Source organism: Erysipelatoclostridium sp. An173, from assembly GCF_963931465.1.
GTDB lineage: Bacteria > Bacillota_I > Bacilli_A > Erysipelotrichales > Coprobacillaceae > Thomasclavelia > Thomasclavelia merdavium.
Genome location: NZ_OZ007017.1, coordinates 2,400,269 through 2,426,032 on the forward strand (window position 1 = coordinate 2,400,269; position 25,764 = coordinate 2,426,032).

Here is a 25,764-nt window from a genome sequence, read left to right on the forward strand (position 1 = left end):
ATTTATTAATATAATTATTTTTTATTACATTTTTTTATAATAATATTACTAAATATTTATTAAAAAAACATAATATCATCCCTTTACTAGATAGATTATGATAAAATAATAACAAGGAGGTTTTACAATGCTAACATTCTATGTATCTAGCTACGGCAAAAATGATGATAAAGGAATTTATATAGTCAATCTTGACGAAAAAACACAAAAATTTTCATTAGTGCAACATATAGTTACTCAAGATTACCCATCTTATATGATCACTAAAAATAACACTTTATTTCTCAGTTATAAAAACGCCGGCAAATTTAATGATGGTGGAGGAATTGGCAGTTTTTCCATCTACAAAGATGAATTAATCCCTAATAATAATTATAATTCAAATGGACGTTCATATACTCACTTATGTGTCAGTGATAATTTACGCTATTTATTTGCTGCAAATTATCATGTTGGTTCAACTGCATCTTATTTATTAGAAAACAACTATATTAAACAAAAAATAAACGCTGTTCATCACACCGGTTTAGGTCCTGATTTACTAAAACGACAAACAGGCCCTCATTGCCACTGTGTTGGAATTACCCCTGATAAAAAATATGTTTACGCAGTTGATTTAGGTGCTGATAAAGTTATTATGTATACCTATGAAGATGGTAAGCTTGAAGAGGCTAGTAACCATAATCTAAACGTTGTTCCTGGTTCCGGACCAAGACATATGATTTTTTCAAAAGATGGTCGCTATGCTTATTTAGTAAACGAAATTGCTAATAATTTGATGGTTTTTAAATATAGTGATGAATATTTAAATTTAATCCAGGTAATCCATACTACTCCTCGTCATTTCCATGACTTTTCAAGTGCTAGTGCAATTCGTCTAAGCGATACTGGGAATCATCTTTTTGTATCAAATCGTGGTCATGATAGTATTGTTTTATATCGGGTAAATAAAGAAACCGGTAAAGTCAGTCTATTATATATGGTTCATACTGGTAGAAGTCCTCGTGATTTCAATATAATTGATAATAAATATTTAATTGTTGGCGCTCAAGATGATGACGAAATAGAATTATTTACATTCGATGAAGAGGAAGAACAATTAGTTAGAACAGTTTATACTTTAAAAATTCCTGCCCCTGTTTGTATTGCTGTAAATAAATAAAAGGAGAATATAATAATGAGATATGAAATTAAAGGTGATAATCTACCTGTAGTTATTTGTCATTTACAAAAAGGTGAAACGATGATTACTGATAGTGGGGCCATGAGCTGGATGGATCCTGTTATGAAAATGGAAACAACTAGTGGTGGTTTTGGAAAAGCTTTTGGTCGGATGTTTAGTGGTGAGACAATGTTTCAAAATCGCTATACTGCTATTGATGACGGGATGATTGCTTTTGCATCATCATTTCCAGGTTCAATCAAAGCAATTAATATTGATCCTGATCATGAAATAATAATCCAAAAATCAACATTTTTAGCTTCTACTCAGAATATTGAAATGTCAGTTTTTTTCAATAAAAAAATTGGTACCGGCTTTTTTGGTGGTGAAGGCTTTATCATGAATAAAATCAGTGGTCATGGTCTAGTATTTTTAGAAATTGACGGTACTGCAATTGAATATGATTTATTACCTGGTCAACAAATGATTGTTGATACTGGATATTTAGCAATGATGGATGCAACATGTAAAATGGAAATTCAAAGTGTTAAAGGTGTTAAAAACAAGCTATTGGGTGGTGAAGGATTTTTCAATACTATTGTAACCGGTCCTGGTAAACTTGTGTTACAATCAATGCCAATTAGCTCTGTTGCTTCAGTTATTTCACCATTTATTCCAACTGGTGGAAATTAATAATCATGATTAATTGGAATATGCTTTGCATATTCCTTTAATTTTGTTAAAATACTATCGAAATGAGGTATATTTATGAAACCAATGATATTTTTTGACGTTGATGGAACATTACGTGATAATCATCATCATAAAGTTTGTCCTTCAACAATAGAAGCATTAAACAAATTACATGAATATGGTTATAAAATCGGTGTTGCTACAGGTCGTTCTGTAAATTCATTAAAAAGAACTGGTATCCCTGATCTAATTAAATGGGATGGCTATGTTTGCAATAATGGTCAAAGTATTCTTGATCAAGACTATAACTTAATTCAAGAATTAATTATTGATCCAAAAGTTGTAAGACAATGCATTGAAACAGCCAAAAAACATAATATTCCATTAGCTTTAAAAACCGAAAATCGTTTTTTAACACAAGACCCAGATGAAAATGTGCTTACTGCCATCAAATACTTCAATTCTCAAGTCCCACCAGTTGGAACATATCATGACGAAAAAGTAGCTGCGATGATTGCTTATGGACCATTAGGTTATAATTATGTCCCTTTTAAAGCAATTAGTGGCATTCATGTTTTACCAGGAGTATCTACTTATTGTGATATTACTCATGCCGATGCTACAAAAGCAACTGGTATTAAATATCTCTTAAATAAATATCAGCTTGAAGAATATGTTTGTTTTGGTGATTCATTAAATGATGTTGAAATGTTTAAACACGCAAAAATCTCTATCTGTATGGGACAAGGTGATGAATATTTAAAAAGTATTGCTACATATGTAACAGATAGTATTGATGATGATGGTTTATACAATGCTTGTAAACAATATCAATTTATTTAAAAAGGAACGATGATGCTAAGTTAGTATCATTGTTCCTCTCTTTTTATTACCCTTGCAACTTGTTATTAAGCGATAAATACTATCTCCATTGCATATTATCAAGCTTCTAATATTTGTAAATCTTCTAACTTACTATTCGCTATTTGATTGATTACTTATTTATCTACTTTATTATAAATAATCCACAATAATCATAATACCTAATGGAATTTTAACTATTAATAATAAAGTATAAATATGGATTATTTAATTTTAGCATTTTATTACATTCACTTTTTAAAGAAATTCTTATATTAATTATATAAGTATATAGTTATTTTTCTAACAACTTATTACCTCTTTGTTTCAATCTTTAAACAAAAAAAGATCAGGTAACTGATTATTCAAATTACCTAATCTTTAGCCAATTAAATTAATTATATTTTCTTCTTACTGCAACTGTTCCTAATACAGATAAAGCTACAAGTCCACCTAATAACATTAAGTCAGCATCATCACCAGTTTTAACTGAATTAGCTGGTTTATTAGTATCAACAGGAGTATCAGGTTTTGTAGTTGTTTGAGCTGGTTGATAATTAGCAGCCCATTGCCAGATATGAGTTCCATCACTATCTTGTGGATTATTATTTAATGTATAAATCCATGACCAGTGATTACTATATTCTACTAATGTTTCTACTCCGTCTTGATCATAATCTTCTGCAAACATTAATTTATCATCATCAGTAGTTTCATATAATGATAATTTATATTTGTTATCACTTGTTTCATAAGTTGTGAAATCTGATGCAATACTTTGACTATGATTTGAAGTAACAATATCAGTACGTCCTTCTGTTAGAATACTAAACATTCTCTTAGAACATTCATCTGTTGCTACTGAACTATCTGTTTCCCCTTGTACTAGCCAGATTGCTGTATCTGAATTTTTCAATGATGCTAATTCTTCATCTGTTGGTGTTTGTCCACCACGTTCACTTGCTACATCTAAAGCCGGACAGTTGATCATTGCTGCTTTAAATAAATCTGGATAAGCAATTAACATTCTTGTTGTCATGTATCCACCTGCTGAGCATCCTGATACATATACTTTATCTGGATCTATTCCTTTTGTTGTAATTATTTCCTGGATTTCATTATATGCTTTTTCTAATAAACCATCGCGTTGTGCATAATACCATGTATCTGGTGCTTGGAATGCCATTACATCTGCACCACCAAAGATATCTTGTGCTTCATCAGTTGCCCAGGCAACAGTTCCTCTATTTCCTAACATTTGAGCAACATTATTTTGAGAATTATTATAATCTCCTTCACCGTTTCCATGGAACCAGACAATTAATGAATCTCCTTCTTGAGCATCATAATATTGATAGTTAATTCCGCCATCAACAATAACTGATTGGAATTTTGATGTTTCTTTATCAATCATATTTGAAGTATCCGCAGTATAAATTGCTGAATACATATCATCAATTACTCTTCCATCTGCAGCAGTTAAAGTAATAGGACTATTTTGAATTACCGTATAAGTTAAATCAGCAGGATAATTTCTACCAGCACTCAAATAAGATAAAGTAGCACCTTCTGACATATCAAAATATACAGTTACATATTGACCATCAGTTTCTACCTTAACAATTTTACGATCAATATCATAATCACCAGCTGTTAAATCAGTTCCTTCGCGAATTGCTTCAGTAGAAGCTTTTGCATGAACAATAAATGTATCTTTTGTTACACCACTTACTTTATAACTAGAACCATAGTCAATTACCATTTTAGATACAACTTGACCTGCATCAGTTACTTCAGTATGTAATTCAACTGGATAAATATCTTTAGCTTCTTCTTCAACATAATTAGCAGCCCATTGCCAGATATGAGTTCCATCACTATCTTGTGGATTATTATTTAATGTATAAATCCATGACCAGTGATTACTATATTCTACTAATGTTTCTACTCCGTCTTGATCATAATCTTCTGCAAACATTAATTTATCATCATCAGTAGTTTCATATAATGATAATTTATATTTGTTATCACTTGTTTCATAAGTTGTGAAATCTGATGCAATACTTTGACTATGATTTGAAGTAACAATATCAGTACGTCCTTCTGTTAGAATACTAAACATTCTCTTAGAACATTCATCTGTTGCTACTGAACTATCTGTTTCCCCTTGTACTAGCCAGATTGCTGTATCTGAATTTTTCAATGATGCTAATTCTTCATCTGTTGGTGTTTGTCCACCACGTTCACTTGCTACATCTAAAGCCGGACAGTTGATCATTGCTGCTTTAAATAAATCTGGATAAGCAATTAACATTCTTGTTGTCATGTATCCACCTGCTGAGCATCCTGATACATATACTTTATCTGGATCTATTCCTTTTGTTTTAATTACTTCCTGGATTTCATTATATGCTTTTTCTAATAATCCATCACGTTGTGCATAATACCATGTATCTGGTGCTTGGAATGCCATTACATCTGCACCACCAAAGATATTTTGTGCTTCATCAGTTGCCCAGGCAACAGTTCCTCTATTTCCTAACATTTGAGCAACATTATTATTTGAACTATGATAATCTCCTTCACCATTACCATGGAACCAGACAACTAATGAATCACCTTTTGAGGCATCATAATATTGATAGTTAATTCCACCATCAACAATAATAGATTGGAATTTTGATGTTTCTTCATCTTTAACTGTATTATCACATGTATAATTTCCAATCCAATTAGTATCTAACTCTCTGCCATCAGCAGATGTCAATGTAAGAGGATTAATCTGAGTAATCGTATACTCTAAATCTAACGGTATATTTCGTCCTCCGTTTTGTAAATAAGTTAACGTAGAACCCTCGGACATATCAAAATACACAGTTACATATTGACCTTCAGTCTCTACTTTAACGATTTTTCTATCGTATTCTTTTGCATTGTAGCTTATCTCATTTTCAGGAACATTATACTCTTCAGGATTTGTTCCATTAACATGAACTTTGAATGTCTCCGTTGTTACTCCTCTAACCTTATGAGTTTCACCATAATCAATTACCATTTTAGAAATAACTTGACCAGCATCAGTTACTTCACCATATAATTGAACCGGATAACTTTCATTGCTTTCAACCGCAAATAATGGTGTACAGTATGTAGATATAGCTAATGCTAAACTTACGATTACTGTAAATAATTTCTTCATTTTTTTCATTCTATCCTTCCTTTCTTGATAAAGATTCTATCATGAAAAAAATAATTAAAATTGTCATTTTTCTAGAACAATCTTAATCATTTTCTAGTTTTTTTCCGATATTGTTTAGGTGTCATCTGAAATAGTTCTTTGAAAGTCCGATTAAAAGCTTGAATATTTGGAAAACCATTATTTAAAGCAATATCAACAATTGATTCATCACTATATTTTAAATCATCTAAACAATGCTGAATACGAACATTTTTTATATATTCAAAAATACTTATCCCCATTTTCTTTTTAAAAACAGTCGATAAATACGACTTGTTATAATTTGTTAAAGCAGCAAGTTCATTTAAACTTATCTTTTGTTTATAATTTTTATCAATATAATTAATTACCTCAATAACTAATTCATATAACTCATCATCATGCTTTTCTTGAATATAATATTTATCATCTATTAGATACTTAGTTAGTAAATCAATGATTATTAATATATCAATATATGTATCAATTAAATTGTTTTCTTGACTCTCATTTCTATAAATTTTAAGTAATATATTAATAATTTTTTGTTTAACTTCTAAATTTTTTTCTAAATCAAACCTTTTACCAATCGCATTAGGACAAACATGATTAATAAATTTACGATCAATTAATAAAACTATACCCTCAATTCCTTTTTTTACATCAATATCATGACTAACACCAGAATTTACTAACAATAAGGTTCCTGTTTTAGCCACAATTTCTTCATTTTCCATCCTTTGTATTTTTTCACCCTTAACAACATAAGTGATTTCAATACTATTATGCCAATGAGATTCAAAACAATAATCTTGATTATAATAATTATGACTAAAAGTAAAAAAACTATTATTTGCATATTCAACTTTTTCATGTTTTCTAACTACTACTCGCTCTGGCATATAATAAACCCCATCCCTTCTTAATAATATTAGCATATTAAAAGAATATTTGGAAATAAAAGGTAAATAATTAACGTTTATTTTAAATATAAATAAAATTTATTTAGCCATATATAATTAGCATTGAAAATTCTTAATATATTTACTAGTAAATTAATAATAAATCTATTATAATAGTCAATGTTTTCAATGAGGTGACATATAAGTGAAAATAATACTAAGAAAGGTTAATTTATATGAAAAAAGGTATTTCAGTAAAACTAGTTGTTATCAATGCGATGATTGCTGGGGTTTACGCTGCACTCACTTTAGTAATCTCACCCATCGCATATTCGCAAATTCAATTTAGATTATCAGAGATAATGGTGTTTCTAGCGTTTTATAATTATCGCTATATTCCTGGTTTAACTATTGGTTGTATTTTAGCTAATTTATTTTCACCATTAGGAATGTTAGACATCGTCTTTGGATCAATCAGTACATTAATTGTATGTATTGCGATGTATTTTGCGAAGAATCGTTATTTAGCTGCTTTTTTAGGAGCAGTAATCACTGGGGTTATTATTGGCGGTGAATTATGGTATGCTTACCAGATTCCATATTTAATTAATGCCTGCTATGTAGCAATCGGTGAGTTAATAGTATTAGTAATTGGGGCTTTGGTTTTTAAAACATTAGAAAAAAACGACCGTTTAATGAACTTACTTGCTTTAAAGTAAGTTCACCAACGGTCTTTTTATTATTTCAATCTTGTAATATCCACTAATGTTGTATCGCCTTTATGACGTTTTTCTAAACTAGTAATCAATGCTTGAGCTGTATCTAATGATGTAAAGATTGGAATACCTGCTTCAACTGCAAATCTTCTAATTAAGAAACCATCTTTTAAGTTATTATTTCTAGTTGGAATATCAATAACTAAATCTACAGTATCAGTTAACATTAAATCAAACATAGTATTAGATTTTGCATCAATACGATTAACTAAATTTACAGGAATATTGTTTTCTTTTAAGAAATTATAAGTACCTTCTGTTGCATATAAATCATATCCAAACATATAATATTGTTTTGCAATTGGTAAAAATTCATCTTTAGCTGAATCTTTGATTGTACAAATAATATTCTTTTTCTTTGGTAAATTAATTCCGCTACCGATAAATGCTTTATAAATAGCTTCATCATAATCTGTAGAAATTCCTAAAACTTCACCAGTTGATTTCATTTCAGGTCCTAAACTAATTTCAGCACCTTTAATTTTTTCAAATGAGAATACTGGCATTTTAACAGCTACTGTTTGTTTTTCAGGAGCTAATCCATATTCATATCCTTGTTCACCAATTGATTTACCCATAATTACATGAGTAGCCACATCAACAACAGGAATATCAGTTACTTTAGAAATATATGGTATTGTTCTACTTGAACGTGGATTTACTTCAATTACATATACTTGATCTTCATAAACAATAAATTGAATATTAATTAATCCAATAACGTTTAATGCTTTAGCTAAACGTTTTGTATATTCAACAATTGTATCTTTAATGTGATCTTTGATTTTTTGAGAAGGATAAACTGAAATACTATCTCCAGAGTGAACTCCTGCTCTTTCTACGTGTTCCATAATTCCTGGAATTAAAACACCATGTTCATCACAAATAGCATCAACTTCTACTTCTTTACCAGATAAATATTTATCAATTAAAATTGGATGTTCTTGATATTGACGGTTAATAATTTCCATGAATTTTTTAACGTCACCATCATTCAAACAAATTTCCATACCAGCACCACCTAATACATATGATGGTCTAACTAAAACTGGATATTTTAATTTATTAGCTACCTCTAAAGCTTCTTCAACTGTAAATACTGTTGAACCACGAGGACGATCAATATGACATTTTTCTAGAATTTCATCAAATCTTTCTCTATCTTCAGCAGCATCTACATCATCAGCTGAAGTACCTAAAATTTTAACACCCATTTCCATTAATGCTTTAGTAAGTTTAATTGCTGTTTGTCCACCAAATTGAACAATTGCTCCATCAGGTTTTTCAATATCAACAATATTTTCAACATCTTCTGGTGTTAATGGTTCAAAATATAAACGATCAGCGATATCAAAATCAGTACTTACAGTTTCTGGGTTATTGTTGACAATAATTGTATCATAACCAGCTTCTTTTAAAGCCCATACACAATGAACTGAACAATAATCAAACTCAATTCCTTGACCAATTCTAATTGGTCCTGATCCTAATACCATAATTTTCTTTTTATCATCACGAGGATCAACTTCATTTACTCCACCATAAACTGAATAATAATATGGTGTTGAAGCATCAAATTCAGCTGCACAAGTATCTACTATTTTATAAACTGCATGAATATTATTTTCCTTGCACATTTGTTTTACTTCATCAACAGTTTTACCAGTTAATTTAGCAATTACATGATTAGGATACTCTAATCGTTTAGCAGTTTTTAATAAATCAACTGTTAATTCTTCATTTTTCAATTGATTTTCAACTTCAATTAAATGTTTAATTTTATCAATAAACCAAATATCAATTTTAGTAATATTATGAATAATTTGTTCACTAATTCCTTGTCTTAAAGCCTCAGCAATAACAAATAATCGATGATCATCAACAACTTCTAATTGTTTCATTAAAAACTCTTCATCTTTACCTTCAAGTTCATCTAAATGAAGATAATATACATTTTGTTCTAATGAACGTAATGCTTTCATTAACGCTCCTTCAAAATTATTACAAATACTCATAACTTCACCAGTTGCTTTCATTTGAGTACCTAATTCCCTTGATGCATCAACAAATTTATCAAATGGCCATTTAGGAATCTTACAAACAATATAATCTAATGTTGGTTCATAAGATGCATATGTTTTACCAGTTACCGCATTAACAATTTCATCTAAAGTATAACCAAGAGCAATTTTTGCTGCTAATTTAGCAATTGGATAACCAGTGGCTTTACTAGCTAAAGCTGATGAACGGCTAACACGTGGGTTTACTTCGATTACGCAATATTCAAAACTTTCAGGATGTAAGGCAAATTGTACATTGCAGCCACCTTCAATATTTAATGCTGTAATAATATTTAATGCTGATGAACGTAACATTTGATATTCTTTATCCCCTAATGTTTGACTAGGAGCAACGACAATACTATCACCAGTATGTACCCCAACTGGATCAACGTTTTCCATGTTACATACAGTAATGCAGTTTCCAGCACTATCACGCATTACTTCATATTCAATTTCTTTCCATCCAGCAATACAACGTTCAATTAAACATTGATTAACTCGTGATAATCTTAGACCATTAGAACAAATATCATGAAGTTGAGTTTCATTATGAGCGATACCGCCACCAGTTCCACCTAATGTGTATGCTGGTCTAACAACAACCGGATAACCAATTTTTCTTGCAAATTCTAATGCATCATCAACATGATTAACAACTAAGCTAGCTGCACATGGTTCTCCAATTTTTTCCATTAGGTTTTTAAATTCTAAACGGTCTTCTGCTAATTTAATTGTATTAGTAGATGTTCCGATTGTTCTTACATTATGCTTATCTAAAAAGCCTTCATCAGCCAAAGCCATGGCAATATTTAAAGCATTTTGACCACCTAAAGTAGGTAAAATACTATCTGGTTTTTCTTTTATAATTAAATTTTTTACTACTGGTACTGTTAATGGTTCAATATAAACACGATCAGCAATATCTTTATCAGTCATGATCGTTGCTGGATTTGAGTTAATTAAAACTACTTCGATTCCTTCTTCTTTTAAAGCTCGACAAGCCTGTGTCCCAGCATAATCAAATTCTGCTGCTTGACCAATGATAATTGGTCCTGAACCAATTACTAATACTTTTTTTATTCTACTATCTTTTGGCATCTTACTTTACCTCCATCATTTTAATAAACTCATCAAATAAAGCATCGGTATCTAAAGGACCAGCACATGCTTCAGGGTGAAATTGAACAGTTTTAATATTTTTATTTAAATATTCTACTCCTTCAATTGTCTTATCATTAACATTTACAAACCATGGTTTTGCAACTTCAGGATCAATTGAATCTTCTTTAATTACATAGTTATGGTTTTGTGTTGAAATATAAACTCGATCAGTATCTAAATTTTTTACTGGATGATTAGCACCATGATGTCCATATTTCATTTTTTCTGTTTTAAAACCATGTGCTAAAGCCATTAACTGATGTCCTAAACAAATCGCAAAAATAGGTGTATCACTTTTAGCTAAAATTTTAATTTGTTCAATAATTTCAGTATTTTCTTCTGGATCACCAGGACCATTAGAAAGCATAATTCCATCATAATTTCCTTCTAAGATCACACTTGCAGGTGTACTAGCAGGAAATACAGTTACTTCTAAACCACGTTTAGCTAAACTTTTAGCAATATTTGCTTTAGCTCCATAATCCATTAAAGCAACTTTTTTATCACCATTACCTACTTGATATGTTTCTTTACAAGTTGTCTTTTCTACTACACCAGTAACTTTAAAAGCATGGATTCTTTGCATAACTTCATCAAGATTATCATATTTAACTGTTGTAATCATTCCATTCATACAACCTTTATTTCTAATAATCTTTGTAAGGTTACGAGTGTCAATACCTTGAATTCCAGGAATATTATGTAATTTCAAATACTCTTCTAAATCCATATCTTTACGGAAATTACTTCCTAAACGTGATAATTCATTAACAACAAACCCTTCTACAAAAGGCTTTTTTGATTCTTGATCTTCTAAACATACTCCATAATTACCAATTAATGGATAAGTCATAACAACTGATTGTCCAGCATAAGAAGGATCAGTTAAAACTTCTAGATATCCTGTCATTGATGTATTAAATACGAACTCACTGACTACTTCTTTAATTGCACCAATACTTTCACCTTCAAATATACTGCCATCTTCTAAAATTAAGTAAGCTTTCATCTTTATCCTCCTTGAATCCTTAAAAAAAACATATCAATAAAAACTGATATGTTCACTAACCAAATATAAAAAATGAGACCATAAAGCTATCAATTTTTTTTAATACAAATCCTAACATACGCCTCATCCCTTTCTTTTCTTGTATAGTATAGTAGAAATCTATTAAATATTCAAGTTCTTTTTACACTTTTTTATTATCGTGATGTAAATTTACTACCTTTAAAATAATCGATAACATCTATAATTCATTATCATCAATAATTATCGCCAAAAAATAGACATTTAATCAAATAAAATAGATTTATTTAAACAAAAAAAGAGCTAGTCCATATTACTAGACTACCTCATCTTTTTCACTAACTATTCTTTCTATTGTTATAGTAGTTGGTTTTCCATTTATATATCCTTCTTTTAAAGTTAAATCTTCTATTAGTCTATCTGTCATTTCCTTAACCTCTTCTTTTTTTACCAACCCTACTATCTTCATTATCTTCTTTAATGAAATATCAGTTTGTTCTAACAGATTTATTAATATCTCATATTTTTCTTCAGCTCGACCTTCTAATAAACCCTCTTTTTTTCCTACTAATATTCCTTCCATTCTTCCAGCTGCTCTATTTTCTATTATTAATCCTTGCGCTAAGTTACACATATTTTCAACTCCTTTCTTTAGTTTATCACTCATTTTAAAACCATATTCTTTTTCTAAAATTCCCCTTATCTCTTGAACACTTCTTCCACTCATTCCAAACAGTAACATCACCACTCTTAATAATTCATCATTCTGTTCATATTTTTGGCTTATTTCATGTTTACTGCTTGTATAGATCGTTGCTATCTTGATCTTATCATAGGCTTCTTTTTCTTTTAACGGTATTCCTTATAAAAGTCAAGATAATTTGACCAATTTGTTGCAATTAAGTGTTCTCAGTTTTTTTAGGATTTAATTTATCTTTGATTCGATAAGATGGACCTGTGATATTAAATAAATATGAATAATGAAGAATCCTATCTAATATGGCTTTAGTTATCATTTCATCATTTCCTAATATCTGTGGCCATTTATCAAATGAAATATTGCTTGTAAAAATAGTAGATCGTTTAGTATATCTTAAATCAATCAATTGAAAAAATAATTTAGCTTCCAGTGGTGTTATTTCATTAAATCCAACTTCATCAATGACTAGCAGCTTATACTTATAAAAGAGTCTTAGTTTTCTTTCTAATGTCCCCTCATTATATGCCTGTCTTAGTATATTGATTAATTTATTAAATTTAATAAAATATACACTATTTCTTCTTATAGCTACTGTATATGCAATTGCTATTGCCAAATGTGTTTTTCCAGTACCAGGGTTACCTACAAATACGATATTTGTAGCATTTTCATAAAAATCTGATTCAATAATGGATCTTATTTTTTCTTCTTTTATACCTGGCTGAAAATTAAAATCATAATCATCAACTTTTCTTAGAAAAGGAAATGCTGCTACTTTTACATTATAAAGTCTGTTATTCTCCTCTTTAGCTATCACTTCCTTATTCAGTATCTTATGCATTACATGCAGTTCTTCTTCAGCTATTTCATTATTCATTACTAATGAATTTAAATATGAATATGCTGATTTCAGTTTTAAATAATTCAATTGTTCCAGTACATCATTAGTCATTGTCATAAATTATATTCTCCAGTTCTTTTAATATTATTTGATTGCTTTCTTTAACTGCCTGCTTATCTGTTTTCTTATAATAAAGTTCATGTTCTTCTTTTATATTAAATTTATTATTAGTAATAGGATGTTTTTCAATAATTTTTCCGTTATAATATATAAGAAGTTCTTTGTTTTGGACCACTAGTCCGACACGTTTTCCAATATATTCTTGTGGTAGGGAATATTTATTGTATTTATACTGGAATAGTGATTCATTTGTAACATAGACTTCATTTAATTTAAGGTGATACCTGCTTCTGATTTCTTTGCTGGGTAACGGAAGCAGATCACCTTTTTCTTTTTCTAAAAGAAAATTTCTAGGAAGCCTTGTTGCCTGTGAGGAACGTTCATTATCCTCGTTATTGATTATTTCCAGTTTGTCATGTATATCAGATAATCCGCTATAATAACCGTTATAATTTTTAAGCTGATCCACTATCTTATTTTGTGTCTCAGTTTTTCCTTTGGTTTGAGGTCTATATGGCATACATGGCATAGGTGTTATTCCATAATCTTTACAGAATTCTTCAAATTTACTGTTTAATAAAGCTTTATCATCAGCTGATTTACGAGGCTTTTCTACAAATGCTTTAAGATTGTCAATGACCAGTTCTTTAGGAACACCACCGATTTCTTCAAATGCCTGGGCTAAAAATATTAACAGGTTATCAGTTGTAGGTTTTAATATTACCTGCCTGTAATTATATCTTGACCATGATAAAGTCAGAGTAGGAATATATACTACTGTCTGCGTGCCATTTTTATCTGTAAGTTTAACTTTTTCTTTCATATCGAACTGAGCCTGTTGACCAGGATTGGTTTCAAAACGTTCGATAAAAGAATCGGTTCTGTTATTTTTAAATTTACTATTGAGCTCTTCGTTATCCTTAATGTATCTGAAAAATGTCGAACGTGTACAGGTGATACCATGTTCACGTTTCATAAAATAATAAATATGATCGATATAATCAAAATTTCTCTGTTCATCACACAAATATTTGTATATAAGATCTTTATAATCATCTAAATATCTTTTTCTGTTTCTTGTTTTTTTAGGTGCGATACCGTTTAGCCTTCTGCTTAGTGTTTTTCGGCTACAGTTTAATTCTCTTGCAAGTTTAGAAATATTCAATTTAATTTCTCCTTCCTTATAGGCTCTGCTTAACATTAAAGCCTGATCCAAATTATTTATTTTAATGACTGCTGTATTCAATATAATTCACTCCTTTACAGGAAAGAATTATATCAAAAAAGATTACCCTGATTAATGCAAAGTGTAACCACTTATCTGCAACAATTTGGGTAATCTTATTTTAACTTTTATATTCCTGATTCCACCTTTTCTTGTAGACTACATATCCTGATCGTTCCATCGTATTTTAATGGTGCTTGAGGCATTAACCAGATTGAATATGTCTTTTGCATCTTTTGATAATTATCACCATCAATTACTGTTTTAAACTGCTTAGATATCAGTCGGCTTGTATAAGCTATCCCTCTTGTTACTATCTTATAATCATTATAGATACTGTTTTGAGCTTCGATATTGATCTGCAGCTTACAAGCTTTCTGTTTATTTCTTTTAGGAACATCAAGTTCAAAATGGACATCAAATCTTAGTATTCCTTCTCCAGGAATGATTGATTCATTATTACTGGTTTTAACTACTCGATTACCTGGAAATACCGGTTCATGATTAATATTAGCTGGAATGATTTCCTGGATTTCCTCAATCGTAAAATCACGCAATTCATCAACGACATATTTTAAAATATGTGCTAATATCTGGGTATCACTAAGAAGAACTTTACAGGTTTCATCAAGCTTTACACTTTTAGAATCATTATTGATGATCGATTGATTAATAACTGTAGCTGTGTAATTATCCATAGACAGCACCACCAGTTACTAAAGATAAATAAGTTTGATTATTAAAAAACATCTTATTGGCATATTTCATATTAACACTCCATTACTATAATATTTAAATAATTTTTATTGTTTAATATGCCAAAGTTATTTTAAAGACAGTTATATTATAGCATATAAAATACTATATATTATCTCATTTTTATAAACGATAAATATACACAAAAAAAAGTGAAATCAGTTTATTGATTTCACCTTTTTACAATTACTTAATTGCTTTATGATATTCTTGTAATGATTTAACTTCATGGCTACCATGAATTTTCATTTCCATAATTCCTTCTAATGAAGCTTTAGCAGCTGCAATATTAGTTACATAAGGAATTTTCATCTTGATAGCTGATTTACGAATATAACTATCATCATGGGCACTTTGTTTTCCATTAGGTGTATTAATAATCATTGCTAATTCACCATTTGTTAAAGCATCTGATATATTTGGACGTCCTTCATAGATTTTCTTGATTTTTTCTGCTGGAATTCCATTTTCTTTAATTAAGTTATATGTATTACTTGTAGCAACAATTGTAAATCCAGCATCATAATATCCTTGAGCTAATTCAACTACTTGTGGTTTATCTAAATCACTAACACTGATTAATACTTTTCCTTCAGTAGGTAAAATAGTTTTGGCAGCTTCTTCAGCTTTGTATAATGCTGCACCATAAGAGCTTGCAATTCCTAATACTTCACCTGTTGAACGCATTTCTGGTCCTAAAACAGGGTCTACTTCTGGGAACATATTGAATGGGAATACAGCTTCCTTAACTCCAACATGTGGGATTTTCTTTTCTTTTAATTCAGGTACTGGTGATTTACGTCCTGTTAAATCTAAAGTAACAATATCAGTAGCTATTTTAACCATATTAATGTTACATACTTTTGATACTAAAGGTACTGTTCTTGAAGCTCTTGGATTTGCTTCTAAAACATATACTTTATCATCAGCAATTGCATATTGCATATTCATTAAACCACGAACATTCATTTCTTTTGCAATTTTTTTAGTATATTCTTTAATTGTTTCTAAATGACGCATTGGAATATGTTTAGATGGTAAAATACATGCTGAATCTCCAGAGTGAATACCAGCTAATTCGATATGTTCCATTACTGCTGGAACGAAAACATTTTCTCCATCACTAATAGCATCTGCTTCGCATTCCATTGCATTGTTTAAGAAACGGTCAATTAAGATTGGACGATCTGGAGTAACTCCGACAGCTGCAGCCATATATTCTTTTAAGCTATCATCATCGTATACTACTTCCATACCACGACCACCTAATACATAAGAAGGTCTAACCATTAATGGATAACCAATTTTAGCAGCGATTTCTAATGCTTCATGTACATCAACAGCCATTCCTGATTCTGGCATTGGAATTTCTAATTTTTCCATCATTTCATTGAATAAATCACGGTCTTCTGCCATATCAATAGTTTCTGGTGTTGTACCTAAAATATTAACACCATTCTTTTTAAGTTGTGCTGCTAAATTAAGTGGTGTTTGTCCACCAAATTGAGCGATAACTCCAACTGGTTTTTCTTTTTCATGAATACTTAAAACATCTTCTAATGTTAAAGGTTCAAAATATAATTTATCTGACGTATCATAATCTGTTGATACAGTTTCAGGGTTACAGTTTACAATAATAGTTTCAAACCCTAATTTTTTTAGCGCTAAAGAAGCATGAACACAGCAATAGTCAAATTCGATACCCTGACCAATACGGTTAGGTCCACCACCTAAAATCATAACTTTTTGTTTATCGTGATGAATATCGCTATGATCTTCAGCATTATAAGTTGAATAGTAATATGAACTATCTTTTGTACCACTTACATGGACTGGTTCCCAAGCTTGATTAATTCCATTAGCTTTACGTAATTCTCTAATTGTTGTTTCATCTTCATCTAAAATTTGGCTTAAATATCTATCAGAGAAACCATTTTGTTTAGCGTGTTTTAAAACATCTACTGGTAATTCTTTACCTTTGTATGTTTTAATCATTTCTTCTTCTTCAACTAATTCTTTCATTTGTTCAATGAAATAAGTTTTGATTTGTGTTAGTTCATGCAATTTTTCAACAGTAGCACCTTTACGTAATGCTTCATACATAATAAATTGTCTTTCACTAGTAGGATTAGCTAATAATTTAATTAACTCATCTTTTGATAATTCATTAAAGTTTTTAGCATAACCTAAACCATAACGTCCGATTTCTAAAGAACGAATTGCTTTTTGGAAAGCTTCTTTGTATGTTTTTCCAATACTCATTACTTCCCCAACAGCTTTCATTTGAGTACCAAGTTTATCTTCAGCACCTTTGAATTTTTCAAATGCCCAACGTGCAAATTTAATAACTACATAATCTCCATCAGGTACATATTTATCTAATGTTCCATATTTACCACATGGAATATCTTCCATTGTAAGACCCGCTGCCAACATTGCTGATACTAAAGCAATTGGGAATCCTGTTGCCTTACTTGCTAAAGCTGATGAACGAGAAGTTCTTGGGTTAATTTCAATAACTACGATACGATCACTTACTGGATCATGAGCAAATTGAACATTAGTTCCCCCAATTACACCAATTGATTCAACAATTTTAAATGCTTGTTCTTTTAAACGATCTTGAACTTCTTGAGGTACAGTTAACATTGGTGCACTACAGAATGAATCTCCAGTATGAACTCCCATTGGGTCAATGTTTTCAATGAAACATACTGTAATCATATTGTTATTAGCATCACGAACAACTTCAACTTCTAATTCTTCCCAACCTAAAATAGATTCTTCAATTAAACATTGATTTACTAAACTAGCTTGTAATCCTCTAGAAACAACAGTTTTTAATTCTTCAACATTATAAACTAAACCGCCTCCGGCTCCACCCATTGTATAAGCAGGTCTAACAACAACTGGGTAACCTAATTTATCAGCGATAGCTAATGCTTCATCGACAGTAGTTGCAATTTCACTACGAGCCATTTCAATTCCTAATTTATCCATTTCTTTTTTGAATTCTAAACGGTCTTCACCACGTTCAATTGCATCAACTTGAACCCCTAATACTTTAACGTTATACTTATCTAATACTCCGGCTTCATTTAATTCAGAACATAAATTTAAAGCAGATTGTCCTCCTAAGTTAGGAAGTAAAGCATCTGGACGTTCTTTTTCAATGATTTGTGTTAATCTTTCTACATTTAATGGTTCAATGTATGTAACATCAGCAGTTTCCGGATCTGTCATGATTGTTGCTGGATTTGAGTTTACCAAAACAATCTTATAACCTAAACTTCTTAATGCTTTACATGCTTGTGTCCCTGAATAGTCAAATTCACATGCTTGACCAATAACGATTGGTCCTGAACCAATTACTAATACAGTGTTAATGTCTTCTCTTTTTGGCATCTTTTATTCCTCCATCTATAAATTTTATCTTACCCACAAAAAAACATATCAATAAAATGATATGTTAATTTAAAAAACAGAAATATAAAAGAATTGAAAATGATTAAACATAGCTAAAATTACTTTTTTCATCATTATCACTCCTTTTACTTTTTATCTACTCCAGTATACATAACCTAGAACAACTATTCAATAATTTTAAAATAAGTTATCACGATAATAACTCCTCCTTATTTCAACATTTTTTTCATTAAATAATCATTAGTTTAAAACAAATTTAAATGTAAATAATATAACTAAGGTGATTCAATGAAAAAGCTAACACATACAAAAATAATCAACGAAATTTTAGAAAATGTCCGTGATGATATGGACGATGAAGAGATCATTCATCTAGTCTTAGAAAAAACAGTTTCCTTACCTGATAAAAGCAGTACAACTAAAGGGCAGAAACTAGCAGATATAATAGCCAAAATTGCTGGAAGCTGGACTTTTATAATTATTTTCATTATTTTATTGGCGGCCTGGATGATTTTTAATCTCATTTTTAAAAATAATATCGATCCCTATCCATTTATCTTATTAAATTTAATTTTATCTTGCGTTGCTGCTATTCAGGCCCCAATAATTATGATGTCACAAAACCGCCAAGAACAAAAAGATCGTTTACGAAATGAAAATGATTATAAAGTAAATCTAAAAACTGAAATTATCATTCAAGATTTACATAGTAAACTTGATGAAATTATCGAAGAATTAAAAAAGAACAATCAAGATTAACAATCATCAATTCGACAATATTTAATCAGTATGATAAAATTGTGTCATCGAGGTGATTTTAATGACAAAGAAAAAAAAGTTACCCATTTTAAGTCTCCATAAAATATGGTTTCTTTTTACTATCAGTGCCATTATTTTTTCATTATCACTTTATTATAAACAATATTTAGCCATTTACATAATTCACAGTATCGTCATTTTACTAATAATGTTAGTGGCGATACTGCCCTTTATTTTTAAAAAATATAAAAAGAAACAAAAATTACTTAAAATTATAACTATATTATTATCAATAGCATTAATAACCAGTGGTATTACAATCTATAATCATAACGACCGTCTAGCTAGTGAAGGACAATACATTGGTATTGATGTTTCTAAATGGAATGGCAACATTAATTTGCAATTAGCTAAACAAGAAATTGATTTTGTAATTATTAGATGTGGCTATACCTCTTTATCAGATGGTACAACTATCAAAGAAGATCCTTTATTTGAACAAAATATCAATCAATGTATTCAGTTATCAATACCATATGGTGTTTATTATTACTCACTAGCTCGTGATGAAACCCAAGCAAAAAAAGAAGCTGATTTTGTAACCTCTAAATTAAATGGTCGTATTCCTGAATTAGGTGTTTTTATCGACTTAGAGGATGAAGAATATCAAGGTAATCTTTCAAATCAACAATTAGCTAATGTTGCTGTTTCTTTTCTTGATAATATTCAAAATGAAAATAAAAAAGGAATTTATGCTAATCATCACTGGTGGTCAACTAAATTAACAGATTCAAGATTAGATAACTATATAAAATGGAAAGCTCGTTATAATGATAATAAAGTTTTAGAAGATGGTTTTAGCATCCTGCAATATAGTGAAACTGGCAATGTTAAAGGTATTAATACTAACGTTGATTTAAACTTAATTACTGATAAATACTGGTAAAAGCCACGAAATCGTGGCTTTTATTCTACATACATAATTGTTTGATATGGTTTTAAAGTCTTTTGGTCATATTCATGATAATTATTTAGTATAATTTGTTTATCAGTAGAATATGATTGTTCTTGATTAGAGAAGTTACATACATTTACTACTGTTTGACCTTTATAACTACGTTTATAAACAATTAACAAATCATTTTCATGTTCTACTGGAATGAAATCACCAAATGTTAATACATCACTATATTCGCTTTTTTGTCTTAAAGCAATCATTTTCTTATAAAAACTATAAACTGAATCAGGATCATTAAATTGATTTTTAACATTAATTGTTTTATATGTTTCATTTAACGCTAACCAAGGTTCAACATTAGAAAAACCAGCATATTTACTATCATCAAAAGGCATTGGTGTTCTAGCATTATCACGACTACGTTTATTAACTAATTCTAATGCTTCTTCTTCACTAAATCCTTCTTCAAGCATTCTAGCGTATTGACCATGTGTACTAATATCATCATATTCATCAATTGAATGACGAACACAATTAGCCATACCTAATTCTTCACCTTGATAAATATATGGTACTCCTCTTAAAAAGAAATACATAGAACCAATCATTGTTGCACTATGATAACCATGATCGGCTTTATTAACGATTAACTTATCTAACGAGCGAGGCTGGTCATGATTTTCTAGAAAAGTCCCAACCCAACCGATCTTATTAACTTCAGTTTGTGAAGTAAAAATTAAATCACGGAATTGTTTAACAGTCCAATCTTTTCTAATAAACCATTCTTCATTATCTCCGATATCAAAATTAGAATAGTTAAAATCAAACATTGAATCGAAGCAGCCATCTTTTCCAATATAAATACCTAATTTGTCATATGATACTCCATAAGCTTCTGATATTGTCATACAATCGTATTTTGCAAAAGTATTTTCTTTTAATTCTTTAAAGAACACTTCAATACCTGGCTGATTACGAGCAAATGGAATGCAAGATACTAAACCATCTTCACCATCAGGCTCACCATCTTGATAACGTTGATCTTTTTTAATAAAGTTAATAGCGTCAACTCTAAATCCGGCAATCCCTTTATCTAGCCACCAGTTAATCATTTTATATACTTCTTTACGTAACGTCGGATTTTCCCAATTTAAACATGGTTGTTTTTTTGAAAATGCATGGAAATAATATTCATCATCCCCTACTTTTTCCCAAACTGAACCACCAAAAATACTGCGCCAGTTACAAGGAGCATGTCCATCTACTCCTTTTTTAAAAATATAATAATCACGATATTTACTATCAGGATTTTTCAAAGCTTCTTGAAACCAGGCATGTTCATCAGAAGTATGATTGACTACTAAATCCATAATAATCTTGATACCTCGCTCTTTACCTTTTTCAATTAATTCATCTAAATCCGCCATAGTTCCAAACATTGGATTAATATCGTAATAATCACTAATGTCATAACCGTTATCATCCATTGGTGAAGCATAAATCGGACAAAGCCACAAACTAGTTACTCCTAAATCACTAAAATAATCTAATTTTTCAATAATCCCTCTTAAATCACCAATTCCATCATCATTACTATCTTTAAAACTTTTTGGGTAAATTTGATAAACAACTTCTTTTTGCCACCATTTTTCTTCCATTTTTATTTTCCTACCTTTTTTAAATCTCTAAATGAAATAATTTCAATTTGATTATCAGTTAACCATTTTTTTAATTTAGCACTAGTAACTAAAGCATAATCATATAATCGTGGTTTTAACATTGATGATGTTATTGCAACATCATAGTCAATAAAACCAGGATGAGTAACTAAAAGATTAATTCCTTCATTAATTTGATAATGTCCATCGATAAACACTTTTTCAAAATCACAATCATGATCATTATAATAATCATATTGGGCCATAGATTGTTTAAAAATATTATTATCAAAACATGTTTGATCAAATAAACATACCGGTACTTGATACTCACGATAAATTCTTAATACCGCATTTATTAAAGGTTCAATTTCTAAAACATGAACATCAATATATTCTGGAATTTCACCGACTAATTCAATATATCGCTCTATTTGATACTTTGCCTCAATATAAGTCTCTTCTTCGCTAAATAATTGTTCATTATTAGCCAGTTGTTTTCTTCTAATTGAACTTTTAATAAAATAGCCATCTTGATCAACTAAATTAGGAATTTTATCTTTTGGCGCTAAAGCTTTTCCGTTAGTTACATTAACATGTAACCCTAAACATAAACCTTTATGCTTTTTAGCTAAAACTACTGCCTCTTTAGCAAAAGGCATATTAACCATTAATGCCATACTATTTACTATCCCATTTTGATAAGCTGATAGCATTCCCATGGTTACCCCTTCACTATATCCCAAATCATCACCACGAATTAGCAATTGTTTCATTTTGATAACCTCCATGTTTATATTATAAAACATGCCAACAAAAAATGGAAAACTATTTATTTAAAAAAATAAAAAGGACATGCGTCCTTTAATCGATTTTTGTAATTGTATATCCAAGTTTTGTAAACTCATCAATAATACTTTGAATATGAGCATGTCCATTAGTTTCGGCAGTAACTCGAAGTTCCACTTCAGAAAAACGAGCATAGTTTTTAAATTGATTATGATCAACACCAATAACATTAGCATTCATTCGTGCTAATACTTTAGAAATAATTTCTAATTGTCCTGGTTTATCTTGTAATTGAACAGAGAATGTAAAGATTCTACCACGAGATAACAATCCTTTATTAATCATTGAAGAAATAGTCAACACATCAATATTTCCACCGCTAATTAATGAAACAACTTTCTTACCTTTAACATCCAATTTTTTCAACCCAGCTAGCGCTAAAATTCCAGACCCCTCAGCAACAAGCTTATGTTTTTCAACTAATACTAAGAACGCTTCCATTAATTCATAATCATTAACTAAAACAATATCATCAACATATTCTTTAATGTATTTAAATGTTTTAGAACCGATTTGTTGTACTGCTGTACCATCAGCAATTGTATCTACTTCTTTTAATAAAACAACCTGATCTTCTTGAATAGCTGCTGAAGCACTAGCAGCCCCTTCAGGTTCAACCCCAATAATTTTAATATCTGGTTTAATCATTTTAGCAGCAGCAGCGATTCCTGAAATCAATCCCCCACCACCAATTGGTACTAATATCATATCAGTATCTGGTAATTCATCTAAAATTTCTAAAGCAATTGTTCCTTGTCCTTCCATGACATCTTCATCATCAAATGGATGAACAAAAGTATAACCTTCGCTTTCTTGCAATTCTACTGCTTTTGCGTAAGCATCATCATATACTTCACCAGCTAAAACTACTTCAGCTCCATGAGCTTTAGTGGCTTCAACTTTAATTAATGGTGTATGGCTTGGCATAACGATAGTTGCTTTAACTCCAAGTTTATTAGCAGCATAGGCAACTCCCTGAGCATGATTACCTGCTGAAGATGCAATTAGACCACGTTTTTTAGCTTCATCATCAAGTTTTACAATTTTATTATACGCACCTCTAATTTTAAAAGCGCCAGTTCGCTGTAAATTTTCCGGTTTGATATAGACATCATTGCCACATTCTTCTGAAAAAGCATCACTATGAATCAAATGAGTTTCTAAAATTACTTCATCAACCCGTTTTTTTGCAGCTTTAAAATCTTCTAATTTTAACATTTGGCTATTCCCCCTTAATAAACGTATTATAGCATTTATCATTAAAAAGTAAAAGAGAGTATTTTTTAGCAAAAATTTCATTTTAGAAAATAATAAAAACGAAGAAAATAATAATTCTTCGTCTTTTAACAACCACATATAATATTATTTAGCTTTTATCTGATTATTACTTTCATCATAATAAAAACCATTAGCTTCTAATTTATTCATTATTTCTTCACTATTTCCATCATTAATTTCAATCACTGTTTCTAATGACATATCATCATCTCTTAGTTTCATATTTAACATACTTACTAACATATTAATATCATTTGGCAACATTAAATTTCACCTCTTTCTACTAACTTATTTAAACAATCATAAATTCCTTCATCATCATTAGATAAAGTAATATAATTAGCACGCTGTTTAACTTCATCAACAGCATTTCCCATAGCAACACCTAATCCTGAAAATTCTATTAAGCTAAGATCATTATAACCATCACCAAAACTAATAATTTCTTCTGGTCTAATATTTAACGAATCAGCCAATACTTTTAACGATGCCGCTTTATCAATATCTTTAGCCATAACTTCAATAAAATACGCTGCTGAACGATAAATACTTAATGAATCTTTAAACGGTGCTTTAAACTCATCTTCAATTTTAGCTGCATATTCTGGTTTACCTGTCAATAATACTTTATTTACCGGATAATCAACAACCGCTTTGAAATCATCTACCTGTTTTAATGGCATATTATTTATTTTAGATTCAATTTGTACATATTGATCAGCACTATCTTCAGTAATAATTTCCTGATCAGTATATGTCATAACTGCCAAATTATATTTTTTAGCTCGATCATAAACTAAATGAGCAGTTGTGGCATCGAATATTTTTTGAAAAATAACTTCTTTAGTTTGATAATTAACAACTTTAGCTCCATTAAATGATAACAAATAACCACCAAAGTCATTTAATTGCAACTCATTAGCTTCTGCATATAAACCTGCAGTAGGTCGCCCTGATGCTAAAACTATTACAATTCCTTTTTTAGCAAGCTCAATTAAGATTTTTTTTGTTTTGGGCAAGATTATTCTTCCCGTAGCATCACTACTTTTTAATGTACCATCTAAATCTAACGCAATCATTTTATACTTCATTTTCATACCTCACTATTTTGCCACTAGTTTATGCTAAAACACCCATTATTGTCAATTGATTTATAATTATTATCATTTTTTAAAAATTTTTCTACTCTTTAATAAGAAATTTTATTTATATTAATTATTTTTTATTGCTTTTAATAATAAAATAGTATATACTAACTTCAATAAACAAAGGCATTGACGAGGAGAGTAGTTTTCTATCAAAACTAAAGCGAGTCAGGGATTGGTGCAAGCC

At 29.9% G+C, this 25,764-nt stretch carries 20 protein-coding genes; 6 read left to right on the top strand and 14 right to left on the bottom strand.

What is annotated here, in order from left to right:
- Positions 1-127: 127 nt before the first annotated feature.
- The 3 genes from ABGT36_RS11975 to ABGT36_RS11985 all read left to right on the top strand — a co-directional run bounded on the left by ABGT36_RS11975 (position 128) and on the right by ABGT36_RS11985 (position 2,698).
- The gene (locus tag ABGT36_RS11975) at positions 128-1,162 is read left to right on the top strand and encodes a lactonase family protein (RefSeq protein WP_087300789.1); all 1,035 of its coding nucleotides are present in this window, start codon (positions 128-130) and stop codon (positions 1,160-1,162) included.
- 15 nt (positions 1,163-1,177) lie between these two features.
- Positions 1,178-1,855 (top strand): TIGR00266 family protein, encoded by a 678-nt coding sequence (locus ABGT36_RS11980; RefSeq protein WP_087300787.1) that lies wholly within the window; start codon positions 1,178-1,180, stop codon positions 1,853-1,855.
- 75 nt (positions 1,856-1,930) lie between these two features.
- Complete coding sequence (locus ABGT36_RS11985; protein WP_346678190.1) at positions 1,931-2,698, top strand: HAD family hydrolase; 768 nt, start codon at positions 1,931-1,933, stop codon at positions 2,696-2,698.
- Between the two features lie 412 nt (positions 2,699-3,110).
- On the opposite strand, the gene ABGT36_RS11990 is transcribed toward ABGT36_RS11985, so the two are convergent.
- Both ABGT36_RS11990 and ABGT36_RS11995 read right to left on the bottom strand, forming a co-directional pair.
- On the bottom strand, positions 3,111-5,924 hold the full coding sequence (locus ABGT36_RS11990) for a prolyl oligopeptidase family serine peptidase (protein ID WP_346678192.1): 2,814 nt from the start codon (positions 5,922-5,924) through the stop codon (positions 3,111-3,113).
- A gap of 77 nt (positions 5,925-6,001) precedes the next feature.
- Positions 6,002-6,835 (bottom strand): AraC family transcriptional regulator, encoded by an 834-nt coding sequence (locus ABGT36_RS11995; RefSeq protein ID WP_087374949.1) that lies wholly within the window; start codon positions 6,833-6,835, stop codon positions 6,002-6,004.
- Between the two features lie 236 nt (positions 6,836-7,071).
- On the opposite strand from ABGT36_RS11995, the gene ABGT36_RS12000 reads away from it, so the two are divergent.
- On the top strand, positions 7,072-7,554 hold the full coding sequence (locus ABGT36_RS12000; protein WP_087303348.1) for a QueT transporter family protein: 483 nt from the start codon (positions 7,072-7,074) through the stop codon (positions 7,552-7,554).
- Between the two features lie 20 nt (positions 7,555-7,574).
- Here ABGT36_RS12000 and carB (ABGT36_RS12005) read toward each other — a convergent pair whose 3' ends face one another.
- The 7 genes from carB (ABGT36_RS12005) to carB (ABGT36_RS12035) all read right to left on the bottom strand — a co-directional run bounded on the left by carB (ABGT36_RS12005) (position 7,575) and on the right by carB (ABGT36_RS12035) (position 18,909).
- The gene (carB, locus tag ABGT36_RS12005) at positions 7,575-10,772 is read right to left on the bottom strand and encodes a carbamoyl-phosphate synthase large subunit (RefSeq protein WP_087303347.1); all 3,198 of its coding nucleotides are present in this window, start codon (positions 10,770-10,772) and stop codon (positions 7,575-7,577) included.
- Between the two features lies 1 nt (position 10,773).
- The gene (locus ABGT36_RS12010) at positions 10,774-11,844 is read right to left on the bottom strand and encodes a carbamoyl phosphate synthase small subunit (protein WP_087374953.1); all 1,071 of its coding nucleotides are present in this window, start codon (positions 11,842-11,844) and stop codon (positions 10,774-10,776) included.
- A 334-nt stretch (positions 11,845-12,178) separates the two neighbouring features.
- Positions 12,179-12,604 (bottom strand): hypothetical protein, encoded by a 426-nt coding sequence (locus tag ABGT36_RS12015; protein WP_346678195.1) that lies wholly within the window; start codon positions 12,602-12,604, stop codon positions 12,179-12,181.
- Between the two features lie 157 nt (positions 12,605-12,761).
- Entirely contained in the window at positions 12,762-13,520 is a 759-nt protein-coding gene (gene istB, locus ABGT36_RS12020; RefSeq protein WP_087285701.1) for an IS21-like element helper ATPase IstB, read from the bottom strand.
- Positions 13,507-14,769, bottom strand: coding sequence for an IS21 family transposase (istA, locus tag ABGT36_RS12025; RefSeq protein ID WP_346678114.1), 1,263 nt, complete (start codon positions 14,767-14,769; stop codon positions 13,507-13,509). The genes istB and istA overlap by 14 nt, the downstream gene beginning before the upstream one ends.
- A 107-nt stretch (positions 14,770-14,876) precedes the next feature.
- The gene (locus tag ABGT36_RS12030; RefSeq protein ID WP_346678196.1) at positions 14,877-15,446 is read right to left on the bottom strand and encodes a hypothetical protein; all 570 of its coding nucleotides are present in this window, start codon (positions 15,444-15,446) and stop codon (positions 14,877-14,879) included.
- 244 nt (positions 15,447-15,690) lie between these two features.
- Positions 15,691-18,909 (bottom strand): carbamoyl-phosphate synthase large subunit, encoded by a 3,219-nt coding sequence (carB, locus tag ABGT36_RS12035; protein ID WP_346678198.1) that lies wholly within the window; start codon positions 18,907-18,909, stop codon positions 15,691-15,693.
- 309 nt (positions 18,910-19,218) lie between these two features.
- Between carB (ABGT36_RS12035) and ABGT36_RS12040 the strand changes: the two genes are divergently transcribed.
- Both ABGT36_RS12040 and ABGT36_RS12045 read left to right on the top strand, forming a co-directional pair.
- A complete protein-coding gene (locus tag ABGT36_RS12040) occupies positions 19,219-19,689 on the top strand; it encodes a DUF1003 domain-containing protein (protein WP_346678200.1) in 471 nt (156 codons plus the stop codon).
- Between the two features lie 61 nt (positions 19,690-19,750).
- Positions 19,751-20,635: a glycoside hydrolase family 25 protein gene (locus ABGT36_RS12045; RefSeq protein ID WP_346678202.1), complete on the top strand. Its 885-nt coding sequence runs from the start codon at positions 19,751-19,753 to the stop codon at positions 20,633-20,635.
- A gap of 20 nt (positions 20,636-20,655) precedes the next feature.
- Here ABGT36_RS12045 and ABGT36_RS12050 read toward each other — a convergent pair whose 3' ends face one another.
- From ABGT36_RS12050 to ABGT36_RS12070, 5 genes are all read right to left on the bottom strand, one after another.
- On the bottom strand, positions 20,656-22,305 hold the full coding sequence (locus ABGT36_RS12050; RefSeq protein ID WP_087373386.1) for an alpha-glucosidase: 1,650 nt from the start codon (positions 22,303-22,305) through the stop codon (positions 20,656-20,658).
- A 2-nt stretch (positions 22,306-22,307) separates the two neighbouring features.
- The gene (locus ABGT36_RS12055) at positions 22,308-23,081 is read right to left on the bottom strand and encodes a ChbG/HpnK family deacetylase (RefSeq protein ID WP_346678203.1); all 774 of its coding nucleotides are present in this window, start codon (positions 23,079-23,081) and stop codon (positions 22,308-22,310) included.
- Between the two features lie 88 nt (positions 23,082-23,169).
- A complete protein-coding gene (ilvA, locus tag ABGT36_RS12060) occupies positions 23,170-24,372 on the bottom strand; it encodes a threonine ammonia-lyase (RefSeq protein WP_296882882.1) in 1,203 nt (400 codons plus the stop codon).
- Positions 24,373-24,516: 144 nt separating this feature from the next.
- Entirely contained in the window at positions 24,517-24,696 is a 180-nt protein-coding gene (locus ABGT36_RS12065; RefSeq protein WP_087300577.1) for a DUF4250 domain-containing protein, read from the bottom strand.
- The gene (locus ABGT36_RS12070; protein ID WP_087300579.1) at positions 24,696-25,523 is read right to left on the bottom strand and encodes a Cof-type HAD-IIB family hydrolase; all 828 of its coding nucleotides are present in this window, start codon (positions 25,521-25,523) and stop codon (positions 24,696-24,698) included. The genes ABGT36_RS12065 and ABGT36_RS12070 overlap by 1 nt, the downstream gene beginning before the upstream one ends.
- Positions 25,524-25,764 lie beyond the last annotated feature (241 nt).